This window comes from Lentzea pudingi (assembly GCF_014646255.1).
In the GTDB taxonomy this organism is placed as follows: Bacteria; Actinomycetota; Actinomycetes; order Mycobacteriales; family Pseudonocardiaceae; genus Lentzea; species Lentzea pudingi.
Map to the genome: position 1 here is coordinate 24,169 of NZ_BMNC01000030.1, position 14,272 is coordinate 38,440.

Here is a 14,272-nt window from a genome sequence, read left to right on the forward strand (position 1 = left end):
TGGGGGGAATCAGGCTTCCCGATACCACCGAAGTTTTTTCTCCAGGAAGTCCCTGCTGTCCGTCGCATCCCACGCCATGTGCTCCAGGTCATCCCAGAGTTTCCTGCACGCGGCCCGATCCTCGTACTTCTCGTAATAGGAGCCCTTCAGTGGAGATTCACTGTAGGCGAAATCTTTTATCGACTTATCGCCGTCGAATTCCATGATAGTGAAGTCCGGCGGAGAGAACCTGAGGGGAGCCTGAAAGGGGATAACGCGCACCGAGAGCCACGGGTGATCGTCCAGAAGGCTCAGAAGGTACTCGATTTCATCGATCATGACCTGGACGCTGCCCCTGGCCTGCCGATGGAAGGCGCCCTCGCTGAGAATGATCTGATAGTCCGGCGGTGATTCCCTGTCGAACACGGATTTACGGTCGAGCCGGCTCTTGACATGCGCGTTGACGTCGCAGTGCCCGTCGAGGCCGTGAACCGCGAGCATGAACGCCTCGGACTGCAGCAGTCCGGAAATGCGTTCGCCGGTCCAGTCGTAGATCCTGGCCGCGACGCGTTCTGCGTCCAGGTACTGGCGAAACCAGGGCTGAACCATCGCGCGACGGTAGGTCAGGTAGGCCACGCCCTGGATGGAGTCAAGCAGCTCACGCATCTCGGCGGCGATGGCAGGAGCGACGTCCAGCTCCGAGATGATCTTGTCCAGGCCAGAGGACTTGATCATCAAGTCCAGCTTCGTCTCGATCTTGTTGACCTTGGGCTGCTTGCACCCGATCCGCTTACCCAGGTCCTCCTGGCTGTACCCCTTACGGATTCTTGCGTCGCGGACGAGCTCGCCGAGCCGCTTGCGCTGGGATGGATATGAGCTGGTCACGCACTCTCCACTGTCTCGTCGTGGGAACCACGATTGCGCTCACTCTAAGGGAGGGGCGCGGGTTCGACGCACTTTTCGAGAAAGCGGATCCGCTCATGCTCGCTGCCCACGGAAGCTTTCTCCGGTGGGCAGCGAGCGCTGCTGTTGATCGGATTGGATGTCGTGTCGTCAGCGGCTGAGCTTTCCGGCGCGTGCCGATTGCAGGAAGACCGCCCACTCCTCATCGGTGAAGATCAGGATAGGGCTCTCCTGCAGCTTCGAGTCACGCATACCGACGATGCCGTCGGTACCCAGATTGATCTCAATGCAGTTTCCGCCGTTGTCTCCACACGCACTCGGATGCTTGCCTGCGCACGCGTCTGGTCGTTCCCAGTCGCGTGCGGAGAAGAGTGCGGCGACCGCATGCGGGTCGTAGGTGTTCATGTGGACCCCCTAGGCCAGGTGATGTGTCCTGGACGCTAGGATTAATCGTGCTCTAGGAATATTCCTTGCGCAACCAGGGTGACTCCGAACGTGTCCGGAAACAATCGTTCGTTCACTCGAAAGGGGTTCAGCTCGAACATGCATGCGAACCATGGGAGACGCGCCCTACTCACAGTAGAAGCCATATGACACGCGCCCGCCGATCATCAGCTTTCGTGGATCCTCTTTTCACTCGGTCGTCGGCTGGTGATTACAGGACAGATTTCGGTATACGCCCCCCTGCTTCCCACGCGGAGGGGCCGCGTCGTAGACGTACGGCGCGTGAGGTGTCCCGATGAGCGACGGTTATCCGCCATTGCGCGGCAAGCAGCGCTGGCAGGTCGCTGCCGCCGTGGCCGAGCGGTTCACCAGGGACGGGGTGTCCATCCGTGAGCTTGCCGCCGAGTTTTATCGCAGACCATGCACGGTGCGCCGACTGCTCATCGAAGCGGGCGTCGAGGCTTACGACGGTGCGTGCGTCGGGCCTTCCGATGCCGAGATCGCGGCCGCTCTCGCGAGCCGCTATCGCGGCGGTGCTTCCGTGGAGACCTTGAGCAACGACACCGGTATCGATCCCAGGGCGGTACGGCGCCTGCTGGGACACGCCGGAGTCGCCGTGCCCCGGCGCCAGCACCGCCCGCCCTGTGAGACCGATCAGTTGGTCGACCAGTACGAGGCCGGTGCCAGCCTCCGGCAGATCGCCGCTGACACCGGCTCGAACTACGGCACCGTCCGGCGGTTGCTGCTCGCTGCGGGGGTGAGCTTGCGAGTATCGGGAAAGACTTCCGCCGACGAGTGATCACACCTCCCGGCCCTGCCAGTGTCGCCGGGTGACGGCGCACCTCAAGAGCCGGTCGGTGACTCGGTCACATGGCCGAGGCCTCACTGGCGCCGCCGCGCAACTGCGAGCCGCGATTCCACATCCACCGCAGCGCCGCGCACAAGGTCGTCAGGATCGCGGCTCCAGTGCCACCGAACGCGGCGATCATCATCACCGCCAGGCCACCGACCACGATCAACAGCAGCACACCGGCGCGCAGCGTGAGATCCCAGCCCATCAGGACTTGCTGCAGCAGGCACAGCCAGGACTCCGCGCGCCTGCGGTGGCGTCCCGGCGACCTGCGAGGACGCCGCGGCTGACCGGCCGGAGCGGCCGGCGTCCGCCTCGTTCGCGGGCCGTGCACGCTGATCGACCGGCGCGCCGGTCGATCAGCACCGTCAGCCGAGGCGGCCGGGGCCAAACGAGACGGTGTGGCGTGCGTGTCCTTGTCTGGCGGCTCGGGCGTACCCGCACCTACAATCAACATGGTTGTTGATCCTTTATTTCGCGTGTTTCTTCGGGGTTGACAACGGCTGCGCGGCTCCCTGGTCGGACAGGGGGCCGCGCCCGCGGAACGCCGTAAGCGAGCGGACTGAGCCACTCACGGCGACGGAGTTCCTCGCTGCTGTCGCAATAATGCACGAAGTATCGCTCTTGTCTCCACCCGAATCGTTACTTAGCGCCAAACGGGGGCCTCGCACGGGCGAACGACCTCGCCCGGAAGCGCGGGCAATCAGCGCTTTAAGTATGCACAAAGTGTCACACCGTGCCCTCGAAAGAAGCATCGATAGGCTATCCGAGTGACTGTCCCGCGCCCGAATTCGATACAGATCCCCAAAAGAATATTCCGGCACACCGCGCCGTACCTCCATGGAGTGCTCTTTTCTTGAATATTCCGTTCGCTCAGGGCGAACCGGGGACTCGGCTCCAACTCGAACCTCGCACGAACAGCGCTCCAGCAGCTGGCGATACCCGGCAATCCTCGGCGCTTGCTACCGCTTTGACCTGCGTTGATGCGACTTCTCCCGGGAGCGGAGGGAACGCCGAGACGGCGAGCGCTGAGAATTTTGCGGCGATGTGGCGCTGTCATCGTGGCTTCTTGCGCGGTCTCTGATGTGCCCCGCATCTCATAACGAGAACAACAGCCGATATTCCAATCCAGCGAGACGAAACGCGTGCATCAGAAGGTCCTGGGCGGTAGCGCCTGCGCTCGTCAAACCGACTACCGTCCTAAGCAGCCAGGTCAGTGCGGCGGGCGATGTCCGCTGCACTGACCGATGTTGCCGAAGCTGTGAAAGCTAGTTGTCCCAGCGAGATTTCGGCTGTTCGCGAGCGGTTTCGAGCTGTGCGCGGGTCAGGACGGTGCCATTGTTCATCTTGGTCTTGGTCAGCGCGGTGAGCTCGGTGTGCGAGGGATCTATCCAGCGGTCGATCGGTGGCGTGGTGATGTCGTCGAGGAGACGTTCGACCAGTGGACCGTAGCCGGACCCGCGGTAGCCCCAGGACACGTCGTACTCGCCGGCCGGGGCCGGGTAGAGGGTGCCGTCGGTGACGCGGATCCAGTTGCCGTGCCCGTCGCCGTCGATGATCAGCTCGGCGAGTGGTGAGGTGGCGGGCAGCCGGCGGGGCAGCAGGGTCACGTACTCCTCGACCTCGCCGCGGTAATCCAGGCCTTCCAGGACGGGCGCGCCAGTGGCGGGGTCGAGGAAGCGCCTTCCGGGCCGGTCGACGTTGGTGGTGAGCCCGGCGAAGCCCGGGTTGGGCAGGTAGCCGGGAACCTCCTGCAGCCGTGGCAGCCATTCCTCGAGCATCACCGTGTTCTCCACCCGGTGCCGCTGCAGGGTCGCGAACGGCATGTGCTCGGTCACCCCCCACTGCCGCAGCGCCCGCACAGCGTCCACGGCGAGGGTGTCGCGGCGTTCCATCAGCCCGGAGAACACCGCGCGCAGAGCGTGCTCGCCGAGATCGTCGAGCGAGTCCGGCGCGGGCGCTTCGGGCGCGCGGGCCGCGAGCACCAGGCGTTCGCGCAGGCCAGTGAAGAAGTTGTTGTCGGGATCGTCGGAGTCGGCGAGGCACTCCAGCGCGACGCGCGTGCCGACCGAAGCGTCACGAACGCCTTTGAGGTAGTAGTGCGTGAGGACGCGGTGGGTGGGACTGCCGTGCTCGTAGAGGGCGGAGAGCTGCAGGAGCGGTGTCATGTCGGGCGACTGCTCGGGCACCGCGATCACCACGTCGTTGCCTGGCTTCCACTGCTCGATCAGTTCCTGGAAGTTCAGGTCCCACGGCCAGTACGGGGCGGGCTGTCCGATGGCCTGCGCAAAGTAGCGCCACAGCTGCCGACGTTCATCACTGTTGTCCCTCTGCGACTGGTCAAACACGTCCGGGCCGTCGGGTGCCTGAAAGCCGCGGTCCGCGACCTGGATGAGGCACCGGATGCTCGGATCGAACTCACGCACCCACAACGACCGAGACAAGTGCGACTGGCCGAGCACGGGGTAAGCCGCCGCCAAAACCCCCACAGCCGTGTCCCAACACAGGAACACGTACCCCGGAACACGGTCGAACGTCCGAGGGCCGAGGAACGGGACCGGTTCGTGCGCCCTCGGTATCTCCCGCAACGCGATGAACGGCTCGAAACGCCGCTCGTGCTCGTGCTCGTCCCGCTTGACGACCGGCTGCCTCGATCGACCCTGTCCGGTCACCCTGTCCCACAACCCCACTGCGCCCCCGTCTGCCAATGCTCACTATGCGCCTTTGCCGATAGCTCAGAGTAGCGACTAAGTGTCCGGCAGCACGCTTAGTCGCCACGGGCAGCTGTCGCCGCCCGTCGCGAGCAGAATCTCTGCCAGCGCTGGTTGAGCTAGCGGTCCGGCACTGAACGAAGCCCAGGCATGTCGGTCGTCGTGCCGCCGTCAACCTTGTAAGGAGGTAGCCCCAGGCAGTGCGTGTAATACGTATCGCGCACGAAGCGCAGCCGCCCGAAGTGCTTACCCACCTTGACCAGCCCTGCGATGGCGGCTTGTAGTCGGAGCCCCGCCCAGGGGCCGTGTGGGTGGGTCTTCAGTCGGCTGGCGTCATGGGCTGCCTTGATCTTGTCGAGCATCTCCTGCAGCTCGATGTCGTCCAGCACCTCGCGGCGTTTCGTGAGCGTGACGATCTCCGTGACCGCGTCGGCCATCAGGATCTTGCCGCGGGCGTAGCGCAGAAGTAGGTCTGCGGCCTGTTCTTGCAACAGCTTGTCCGACATCGCTGACTTGTAGCGTTTCCGGTGCGAGAACACCAATAAGACACTCAATCGGGTGAATGGTCTGCGCAGTGCATGGCCGGGGCATAGCTCTGGGGCCGGTCTGCAGAGTTACCCCTGGCCGACAGCGAGAACCAGTAGCCTGAGAGCGGACAACGAACGAAAGGATTCGTCCGTGGGTGGAAAAACGGCCGTGGAACTCACTGAACGCAAGCTTCTGAATGGATGGGCTTCGGCTCCGCGTGTTCGCATACGCCAGGCCGGCGTCAACGACCTCGATCACTTTGAATGGATTACCGACATGGCCGGTGCTCCGTTCGAGAAACCGTTGCGCGAGGCCGTCGCCGAGGGACTCGCCGGCGTCGGACTGCGGGCGGGGCTACGCGCGGGGAACTACCGCGCCTACTGGGAGCAAATGGCACCCCGCTTCCCCGGACTGATCAAACAGGGACTCAGCCCGCTCATGGCCTACATGGACGCCGCGCTGGTTCTCGTCGCCGACCACCGCGACCATGGCGTTGTCGGCGGCCTCATCGCCTACCCGCCCGTCAACGTCGCGGAAAGTTACATCGGCATCCTCGAAGCAAACGGCGCCACCAGCGAAACACTGCAGAAGACAGTGCTGGGTATGGGCATGTTTCTGACCAGAATCAAAGCCATCGCGGTCAGCGAGCAAGCTCGAGGATCGACCGTTGGCAGCTCTCTGATCAAACGGGCACGGCAAATCTACTTCCACCTCGGCTACCGCACCATCTACGGAGCCATGCCACCCACTCCCGGGCTCGAACAGTTCTACAACCGCGCGGGCTTCACCGTGCTCGACCCAGATGAACCAGTAGATCTCAGGTTCATGTTCGACGACGACAGAAAAATCTTTCCCGATGCCGGAGAACGCTTCTTCGTGCGGCACAACTCCTTGCAGTAGCCCACATGCCCGCATAGCGCGAAGCACAACCAGACAACCCAGGGAGTCCGCGTGATCCGCATCCTGTTCACCCTGCATAGCAACGACGGCGACACCGACAGCCACGAGATCAGCAGTGCCACCCACGTGCCGCGCATTGGTGAGCTGGTCAGCGTCGAGCCGTATCGCTGCTATCAGGTGCTCGACGTCCTGTGGCACCTTGATGACGACCCGTGTGTCTCGATCACCGCGTGCGAACTCGACTGGCACAAGCACATGGCCAAAACCCGCGCGGCCTGGGATTACGCCAACCGCCCTTGACAACCCCTGCCGCCCGAAGAGACACGGATTCCCTGCAAGACAACGGCATCAGGCTCAGAGACCGAGAGCTGCTGGTGCTGTTCACGGCCGAATGCCCCCTCAGCGCGAGCGCGGCCACGGCGGAGCAGGTGATCGCGGACTTGGTCACTGCGGCCACCCGCCGATGAATCGCCACGGTCGCGCTGGTCAGTGACGAAATCGCCGCTGCAGAGTATCCGGCGCTGCTGGCGGAACTGGACGTCGTCGACTCTGAAGGCCGGCATCGACGGCCAGGCGTTGTCGAGGAGGCCGCTCGAACACGAGACGAAGAGTCCTGCCGGGCGGCGGTGGCACAGGTCCGGACGTCGTGCTGAGTGTGGCTGAACGGCGTGGACTACACGACCACCCAGTACCGGATGGTCGTCACACAGCCCGGCACAACGCCCGTCTCCCCGGCGTCAGACAGACCGACCTGGCGTTGCGTTTGTCAGAACGGCGGTTCGAGTCGTCGAGCGCTTTAACAGGCTGAAGGTTTTCGCTAAAAACTGCAGTGGTCTTTCTACGTCTGATCGCCGCTGTGGTGCCGGAGAAACTCTTCGTCCACGACTGGGTCACTCAGGCGCCAGCCGCGGCCTTCCCTGGCAAGATCGCCGGTGACGGTGAAGGGCAGCTTGCTGCGGTAAGCCATGATCGCCCAGTCGTGATCCTTCCCGGTGACGGTCACATTGACCGCGCGGGTCTTCCCGCGGACGTCGGCCACGAGCACGATGGTGGCCGACTCGGGCTCGTCGGGTGCGACGTCCTCACGCGTGAGCGACCGCACGGAGCCGATGAGGGTTTCGCGGCGCGGGGGTTCTTCTCTGCGTACCAGCCGTTCACGCACGTGCGACAGCTCGTTGATGGCGTCTCGGTCGAGCACGATGGAGCGGGTTCCGACACTGGGCGCGGGTTCGCCGACGGCCCATTGGAACGACAGGTCTAGTGAGCGCAGCGACTGTGGCGCGGCGATGTCCTCCAGCGATTCCACCAGGCTGGCGCTGAGTCCGTACCGCGCGGCGGAATCGATCACGGCTTCGTCGAAGGACCGCGTGAGCTCCTTCGTGGTCTCTAGGGCTTGAGCCAGTGTCTGCATGGCTGCGCGCGAGAACGCGGTCGGCACGACCGACACGGCGGTGTCCGCTTCAACGGGAGCGGGGTGCTGGGCGGGCTGGGGAGGTGAGGCGGGCGAGGATCGTGAAGACGAAGCTGCCGCGCTTGGTGTGACCAAGGCGGATGTCATGGTCGAGGAAGTCGTTGACCACGGCGGAGCGCCGGCCCAGGTGCGAGTGATTTGGGTCGTGCGCCGTAGTCGCTGCGGCCTTGAGCATCTTGTACAGCGCGTCGATCGTCGTCTCAGCCTGGCGGAACGGGATGGTGCCGTCAGGCATGGCTGGTCGAGACGGACGAAGAACAGGTCGGCGCGTGTGGCGATGATGTGTTCGGCGAGCTGCGTGGCCCCGAGCGAGTAGATGTCGGACAGTGCGACCAGTGCGTCTTCGAAACGCGCGTGGAAGTCGACGTAGTCGGTTGCCAGGGGCAGCATTATGCGGGCGAGGTCGCCGCGTTCTCCGGGTAGGCGCCAGATCTCGCGGACCGCGTCACGCCGGGACTCGAGCTGCCAGTCGTGGCTGGCTAGATACTGCGACACCGCGGTCGGGGTCAGCGTGTCCGCGAGCTCGCGGTAGTCGCTCATGGTCGACGGGCTCACCAGTCACCTCCGTCCCCGATAGTTGCCATGATGGCCTGCAATCCAGCGACATCAAACAGGTTACTGCGCGGTAGGTGCACTGTCTTGCGATCCTGTCCCTCGGGAAGCTCACCGAGGTTGCCGGCATGTTCGAAGTACAGGCGGCTGCGGGTGATTAGCCGGTCGTGGTCCTGGTCGAGCCACGTCCGCATGTCGACGGGGACGAGCAAGACGCCGAGATAGGCGGGGATGAAGGTCCGTGCGAGTGAGCTTGGTGAACGGCTTGGCCTTCATCGGCCATGCGAGGTGCTGCTCGGTAAGATAGCGCTGCTGCGTTGTGCATTTGACCTGCAGTTCGAACTGCGGGCCGAAGAAGTTCTTGTAGGTCTCTGAGGACACGATGGTGATGTCCACGCCGTCGTAGTCGGTCGAGTGGGACTTGATCGAGCAGCCCGCCGCGGCGGCGACCATCTGGACGAACGCGAGACTGAACTGCTCTTGACTCGCGGTCTTGGGCAGGCCACCGACCACGAGGTCGTCGGCTGCGTCCTCGAGGCCTACGTCGTCGAGCCCGGTCATGGGTTCCTTTCGCCGTCCCTGGTGCTGTCAGCACAATGCCAGGCCTGGCGGGAGGCAACGACAAACGTCACCATTCCACCTGATCGGACCACGGCGGCGTTGCGGCCGAGGAACCGCCGCAACGCGCCGCGAAGGGTCAGCTGCCGAGGAGCTTCAGCAGCTCGATCAGTTCTTCCGTGGTGAGCTGGCTGCGCAAGACCGCGGCGATCTCCGGCACCGACGCCGCTTTCTGCACCCGGACCTTGGGCGGTGGCGGGCGCAGCCCTGAGTCGATCATGGCTCGGTTCGTCGACATCTCCCCGGCGATGACCTTCGCGTGATACTCCGGTGCGTCCTTGCGCAGCCGCCGCAGTGCGGCTTGCCGCGAGTTTCCAGGGGGACGCTGTGGAGCAACTTCGTGTACATCCCCAACCAATTTGTCTGTTTCGTCCAATTCTATGTGCTGGCTGTCGTCTACGGCGGCCGCGATGGCGTGCACCTGCACCGGCTCGGCAGCTCTGTCTGCAGCTGGATCGGTGTACTCGCCTTGTGGGGACATCAGCGCCGCGTCGAACTTGTCGAGCAGTTCGACGTCCGATGCGATCAGGGACCTGATCCGCGCCGGTGTGGCGTTAAGCCCTTTGGGGCTCGTGACGAACTTCGCGAACGACTTGAACTTGACGACGCTACCGTCTATGTAGACGTACTCACGCCAGGGCTCCTCGTCGATGAGCCTGGACAGGCCGAGCAGGACGGCTTTGAGTCCGTCGCTGCCGTATTTCAGGGCTTCGCCCGTCGCTCTGACGATCCTCCAGTTGTCCTGTAGATCCGTCACTGTTTAGCGCCTTTTATCCATGTCGGTCACGATCTGGAGAAGTTTCTCAAGCTGGGGCACCGTGGCCTTGTCGCGCTTCTGGACGCCGATCTGCCTGTTGAGCTCAGCGTTGACGGCGGGGTACTCCATGCCACGGGTCTTGCACATCCTCTTGACAATAAAGTTGATCTGCTGCCGGAGTGCGGTGACCCGCTGATAGACCGGCACCACTGGGGCTTGCGGCGCCGCTGGCACTGGTGGCATCGCCGGGACAGCGGGCTCGGCCGGAGCAGGCACGTCGAACAGGGTGCCGGGTGTCTGCGGTTCGGAAGGTGCGGGTGGCGCGAGGGCTGCGGCGTGCGCTGCGGCTGCTGTGGCCGCCGCTGTGGCTTCCTCCATGATCTTGGCAGTGAGCTTCGCCGCAAACGCCAGGTTGGTCGAGGTGGGGGTGATCCCGAGTTCGGTGAGCCGCCTGGTCGCTTCCTCGATCGGCGGTGAGAGCCACTGCTCGCCGGACAGGATCGTCGCGTGGTGCTCCGCCTCTGTGGAGTCCAGCGGGATGATCGTCTGAGAGGTGGCGGCGCCGTTGCCACCGCCTTCGGGCTTGTTGTCGTTCTCGGTCTTGTCCTTCAGCGCGTGGTCGATCTCGCGCTCGATCTTCGCGGCCATCGAGATCAACGACGGCAGCGACGGGATGAACAGTGTCGCGATCGAGGTGTCCGGCTCGCCGGACGGGCTGCGGCGCGTACGCACGAACCGCCCGACAACCTGCCTGAAGAACAACTCGGCCTCGACGTTGGTGGCCCACACACCGACGATCAGCCGGGGGATGTCGACGCCCTCGGAGACCATCTTCACCGCGACGAGCCAGGGCTCGCTACCCCGGGCGAAGCGGGTGATCTTCTCCGACGCGGCAGGGTCTTCTGAGATCGCGACGACCGGCGCTGTGCCAGTGATCTGTTGGAGGACCTCGGCGTAGCGCTTGGCCTTGGGCTGGTCCTCGGCGATGATCAGACCGCCCGCGTCCGGGGTCTCCTTACGTGCGTCGAGCAGGTCGCGATGTGCCTGTGCCAGCACAGATGGGATCCACTTGCCATCCGGGGCCAGCACGGTCTTCAGTGCCCGCTTGGCTTCCTTGGGGTCCTGCTCGTTGTGCAGGCGGCCGCTGGTGGTGACGCCGCCGGCGTCCCAGGTGCCCTCGCCGTCGAGTGCGGGGAACACGATCGGCCGCACGACACCGTCGGAGTCGAGTAGGGCGTCGCCGTAGTTGTAGGAGACGTCGGTCGTGGAGACCAGGACGCCCTGATCGTCGGGTTCGTAGCGGACGAACGGGATCGGGCTGTCGTCGGACCGGAACGGAGTGCCTGTGAGCAGGAGCCGCTTGGCGGCGTTCTGGAACGCCAACTTCACCGCCTCGCCCCAGGTCTTCTGCTCGCCGGCGTGATGGACCTCGTCGAGCACCACGAACGCGTTCTGGCTGATGCGGCGGTATACGAGCGGAGCACTGGCCACCGCTCCGTAGGTGACTACCACGCCGTGGTAGGTCGAGTTGACCGCGAGGTTGGAGTTCTCGAAAGTCGGGTCCAGGTGCAGCCCGAACTGTGCGGCGGCGTCCGCCCACTGGCGCCGCAGATGGCTCGTCGGCACGACGATGACGACCTTCCCGCCGCCGCGGCGGTAGTGCTGCACCGCGGCAAGGGCGAACGTGGTCTTTCCCGCACCGGGCGTGGCGGTAACCATGAAGGTCGGCCCCGGTGAGAGATCCATCTTGTCGAGCGCGCGCTGCTGCCAGGCCCGGAGGGGGCGTCCGGTCATCGTGGAGTTGCCTTTCTTGAAGTTGCAGGTCGGGCACAGGGCCTGGCCGTTGATGACATCAGTAATGCCGCCCAGGCTGTAGGGGAACACGTGGTCACCGTGGAACCCGGCTTCGAGTTCGGCACCGCAGGACTCGCAGCGGCCATCGGCAGTAAGAAACAACGCGATGCGCTCTGCTCCGCTGAATACCCGACGCGTTCCTGAACCCATGTGTCCCTTCCACCCGAGGTTGCCGTGACCATGACGGTCGACATCAATACGCTGAGCTGCGTCAACTGTTGAGGTCCGAGGTCACAGCGATGAACTGGGCTCGAACAGTAACAGCGGCCACCGACAAAACCTGGTGGGGCGGGCGTAGCCGGGTGCTTCGAGAACGGGCTCGGAGGGCCGGATCAACGCCCGCCGACCACCTCCGGGTGCAGGTCGCCTTGGCGCCGAGCGTCGCCCAGGTCGATCAGCCCGACGACGCTTCCTGGCTTACGGCGGTGGACTCATGCGGCAGCGCTAGGCGCGACGCTGGCGCGGCCCTCCGAGAAGGCGCTTGATACCGGAGTCGAGCGCGAGTTGATCGGGTGTGCCGGTGAACGCTCGGATCGCGTCCAGCAGCGTTCGATCGCGACGGCCGGTCAGCTTGGGCTCGATGAGATCGAGCAGTTCGTCCCACTTCGTGCGCGACAGCGTGTGCTGCAAGCGGCTGGCGATGCGGGATTCGGTGAACGATCGCAGCGCCAACGCGGCTTGGTCGCTGTCGAACAGGCGGATGAGCTGTTCGTAGGTCGGGTCGGCGGCCCACGAGGTACCGTGGCCGTTGGTGAGGAAGACGTAGACGATCTGCGCGACGTAGCGACTGTTGAGCTGGGCCGGCACCTGGCCGTACTTGCCGACCAGGTTGAGCAGACGTGCGGCGGGCAACGCCTCTTCGGAGAAGTTGTTCCATCCCTCGTGGGCGGAGTTGAGTTCGTCTAGGGCCTGGGCCAGTTCGGCGGTCCGTTCGTACTCAGGCAGGTACGCGGTGCCATCCACGAGGTTGAGTAGTTCGCGTGCACGTGCCGCGCGGTCTGCGTCGGCGTTGGCATGAAACCGTGAGAGCTTGATGCCGCAGTCGAAGCGCGCGTTCTCGCTCAGGTACTGCCACAGTTGCGGCCAGAGGCTGCGGACATTGTCGAGAGTGTCCGGTGTTGCTTCTGGGTCTGTGTAGATGCCGAACAGTCCGGCGCCGAGGTTGTCAGCCTGGTCGGGCGGCAGTCTGTCGAAGAAAGACGCGGCGGCGGCGAGGTCTCCAGTGGTCAGTCGCTGCGTCTTGATGTTGACAAGCAGGCGCCCGATCTCGGCAACAGTGGTGTCGCGGGGCAGGGTGATCACTTCGCGGATGCAGGTCTCCAGCCATTCCGCGAGCTTCAGGCCGGTCAGTGCGACCTGGTTGGGATGTGCCGCACTGGCGTTGTTGCGCATGTAACGGATGTGGTCGAGCTGCTTGTAGCCAACATCGCTGATCAGCTTGATGCGGTTGGCGGCCTCCATCAGCTTCGCGTCGTCGATTTTGGCCAGGTCTTCAGGCGTGCGCAGCCCCTTGCGGCGGGCAGGATCGGGCTCGGCTAGGTCGAAGAAGTAGCTGACGTCGAACGCGGCGACACGTTCACGCAGCTCGTTGATGGTCTCGTTCCACAGGTAGTTCAGCGCGGCGTCGAACAGCCCGACCGAGGCCGCCAGGATCATTTTGGCCACGTACGCCGCCCTGGTGCGTTGCGCCGGGTCGAGGCATTCCAGTGCGTCAGGCGTGTTCTTCAGCAGCTTTTCCCGCTCACGGACCGCGACGATGATGCCCTCAGTGGGCAACCCCCACTCCTTGAGGACGTCGAGCATCAAGTCCTCGAACGCCTGGAGGTCCTGCCCCGCCGCTACCGCCCTGCTCCGACGATCCGCAGGCACAATCTGACCGGTGACAGCGGGTCTATCGGCGTCAGACGCGTTCCGAACCATCGCATCCCCCACTTCGTCGCAGATGTCGCGTAGATCGCCGCCAGTGACACGTCCGTTAGCCGGCGCCTTCGTCATCCTCGTGTGGACCGCGCCGACGCGTTCCAGGAACTCGCCGACCCACCGGATGCGGCACAACCAGACCCGCGACGCTCAGCAGTGGTGGCGAGTGGCTCGCGCCAGGCGAACATTGGAGCCCGAACCGCCTGCCCCTTACTCAGACCGTCCGCTGGTCACGGCGGCACACAAGCCGGGCTTCCGGTCGTACGCACGCTGCCTCCCGAGCAGTGGGTAACTCGCCTCGCGCGACTACATAACCGGCTACTTCACGTCGATCGCCGCCACCGCGATGATGCTGGGGCACCGGACCGGGTGGCCAACCGGGGCGATGCGGGCCGGGCGGGTGGACGCGTTGCCCGCCCGGCGATGATTAGCGTGCCCTTGGCCAGCGCGCGCTGGGCGACGGTCTCGTAGATCTGCGAGTACGGCGTGTTCACCACCCGGAATTTGACCTTGCAGGAGTTGCCGGCCAGAGCAAGTTCGAGAACCGGAACCAGTTCCGCGGCCAGTCGCCTTTTGAGAGCAACCGTCCAAAGGCGGAGGGACGGGTCAGAGCAACCCGTCCCCAGGCCGCTACTCGGAGGCGGATAGGCCAAACGATGACTCCGCCACCAGGCTGCCGACATAACACTGCTGGTCAGCCCTGTTCCCATCCTTTGGTACTCCTGCCCGAGGTCCGGCCCTCCGCACAACGGGGTCCTCGCGCAGAGTGGTGCCCTCCCCGAGGT

The 14,272-nt window shown here is 64.5% G+C and carries 13 protein-coding genes; 3 read left to right on the forward strand and 10 right to left on the reverse strand.

All coding sequences use genetic code 11. The features are described 5' to 3' along the window. Window positions 1-9: 9 nt before the first annotated feature. Together IEY88_RS42765 and IEY88_RS42770 are read right to left on the reverse strand one after the other, a co-directional pair. Window positions 10-864 carry a helix-turn-helix domain-containing protein gene (locus IEY88_RS42765; protein WP_189160622.1) on the reverse strand — a complete coding sequence of 285 codons (855 nt, stop codon included), beginning with the start codon at window positions 862-864 and terminating at the stop codon, window positions 10-12. Between the two features lie 168 nt (window positions 865-1,032). Next, entirely contained in the window at window positions 1,033-1,287 is a 255-nt protein-coding gene (locus IEY88_RS42770; RefSeq protein ID WP_189160623.1) for a DUF397 domain-containing protein, read from the reverse strand. A gap of 334 nt (window positions 1,288-1,621) precedes the next feature. Here IEY88_RS42770 and IEY88_RS42775 point away from each other — a divergent pair, with 334 nt between their 5' ends. Then, on the forward strand, window positions 1,622-2,125 hold the full coding sequence (locus IEY88_RS42775) for a helix-turn-helix domain-containing protein (RefSeq protein WP_189160624.1): 504 nt from the start codon (window positions 1,622-1,624) through the stop codon (window positions 2,123-2,125). Window positions 2,126-2,192: 67 nt separating this feature from the next. Here IEY88_RS42775 and IEY88_RS42780 read toward each other — a convergent pair whose 3' ends face one another. The 3 genes from IEY88_RS42780 to IEY88_RS42790 form a co-directional block, all read right to left on the reverse strand. Continuing rightward, window positions 2,193-2,384 (reverse strand): hypothetical protein, encoded by a 192-nt coding sequence (locus IEY88_RS42780; RefSeq protein WP_189160625.1) that lies wholly within the window; start codon window positions 2,382-2,384, stop codon window positions 2,193-2,195. Between the two features lie 1,060 nt (window positions 2,385-3,444). Next, a complete protein-coding gene (locus tag IEY88_RS42785; protein WP_189160626.1) occupies window positions 3,445-4,848 on the reverse strand; it encodes a hypothetical protein in 1,404 nt (467 codons plus the stop codon). Between the two features lie 158 nt (window positions 4,849-5,006). Next, entirely contained in the window at window positions 5,007-5,393 is a 387-nt protein-coding gene (locus IEY88_RS42790) for a hypothetical protein (protein WP_189160627.1), read from the reverse strand. 172 nt (window positions 5,394-5,565) lie between these two features. On the opposite strand from IEY88_RS42790, the gene IEY88_RS42795 reads away from it, so the two are divergent. Next, window positions 5,566-6,315, forward strand: a complete 750-nt coding sequence (locus tag IEY88_RS42795; protein WP_189160628.1) for a GNAT family N-acetyltransferase — start codon at window positions 5,566-5,568, stop codon at window positions 6,313-6,315. A gap of 51 nt (window positions 6,316-6,366) precedes the next feature. Beyond that, window positions 6,367-6,615, forward strand: coding sequence for a hypothetical protein (locus IEY88_RS42800; RefSeq protein WP_189160629.1), 249 nt, complete (start codon window positions 6,367-6,369; stop codon window positions 6,613-6,615). A gap of 538 nt (window positions 6,616-7,153) precedes the next feature. Here the strand turns inward: IEY88_RS42800 and IEY88_RS42805 are convergent. From IEY88_RS42805 to IEY88_RS42825, 5 genes are all read right to left on the reverse strand, one after another. After that, on the reverse strand, window positions 7,154-8,326 hold the full coding sequence (locus IEY88_RS42805) for a hypothetical protein (protein ID WP_229694311.1): 1,173 nt from the start codon (window positions 8,324-8,326) through the stop codon (window positions 7,154-7,156). A 123-nt stretch (window positions 8,327-8,449) separates the two neighbouring features. Beyond that, window positions 8,450-8,899: a DUF4365 domain-containing protein gene (locus IEY88_RS42810; RefSeq protein ID WP_229694312.1), complete on the reverse strand. Its 450-nt coding sequence runs from the start codon at window positions 8,897-8,899 to the stop codon at window positions 8,450-8,452. Between the two features lie 136 nt (window positions 8,900-9,035). Further along, window positions 9,036-9,713 carry a hypothetical protein gene (locus IEY88_RS42815; RefSeq protein WP_189160630.1) on the reverse strand — a complete coding sequence of 226 codons (678 nt, stop codon included), beginning with the start codon at window positions 9,711-9,713 and terminating at the stop codon, window positions 9,036-9,038. 3 nt (window positions 9,714-9,716) lie between these two features. Beyond that, window positions 9,717-11,717 (reverse strand): DEAD/DEAH box helicase family protein, encoded by a 2,001-nt coding sequence (locus IEY88_RS42820; RefSeq protein WP_268241297.1) that lies wholly within the window; start codon window positions 11,715-11,717, stop codon window positions 9,717-9,719. Window positions 11,718-12,011: 294 nt separating this feature from the next. Next, window positions 12,012-13,370 carry a hypothetical protein gene (locus IEY88_RS42825; RefSeq protein ID WP_189160632.1) on the reverse strand — a complete coding sequence of 453 codons (1,359 nt, stop codon included), beginning with the start codon at window positions 13,368-13,370 and terminating at the stop codon, window positions 12,012-12,014. Window positions 13,371-14,272 lie beyond the last annotated feature (902 nt).

What these genes read in the sequence shown, in the direction of transcription:
- IEY88_RS42825 (WP_189160632.1), bottom strand. Translation starts at nt 13,370, where the DNA reads ATGCTCGACGTCCTCAAGGAGTGGGGGTTGCCCACTGAGGGCATCATC.
- IEY88_RS42805 (WP_229694311.1), bottom strand. Translation starts at nt 8,326, where the DNA reads ATGAGCGACTACCGCGAGCTCGCGGACACGCTGACCCCGACCGCGGTG.
- IEY88_RS42780 (WP_189160625.1), bottom strand. Translation starts at nt 2,384, where the DNA reads ATGGGCTGGGATCTCACGCTGCGCGCCGGTGTGCTGCTGTTGATCGTG.
- IEY88_RS42820 (WP_268241297.1), bottom strand. Translation starts at nt 11,717, where the DNA reads ATGGGTTCAGGAACGCGTCGGGTATTCAGCGGAGCAGAGCGCATCGCG.
- IEY88_RS42810 (WP_229694312.1), bottom strand. Translation starts at nt 8,899, where the DNA reads ATGACCGGGCTCGACGACGTAGGCCTCGAGGACGCAGCCGACGACCTC.
- IEY88_RS42770 (WP_189160623.1), bottom strand. Translation starts at nt 1,287, where the DNA reads ATGAACACCTACGACCCGCATGCGGTCGCCGCACTCTTCTCCGCACGC.
- IEY88_RS42775 (WP_189160624.1), top strand. Translation starts at nt 1,622, where the DNA reads ATGAGCGACGGTTATCCGCCATTGCGCGGCAAGCAGCGCTGGCAGGTC.
- IEY88_RS42790 (WP_189160627.1), bottom strand. Translation starts at nt 5,393, where the DNA reads ATGTCGGACAAGCTGTTGCAAGAACAGGCCGCAGACCTACTTCTGCGC.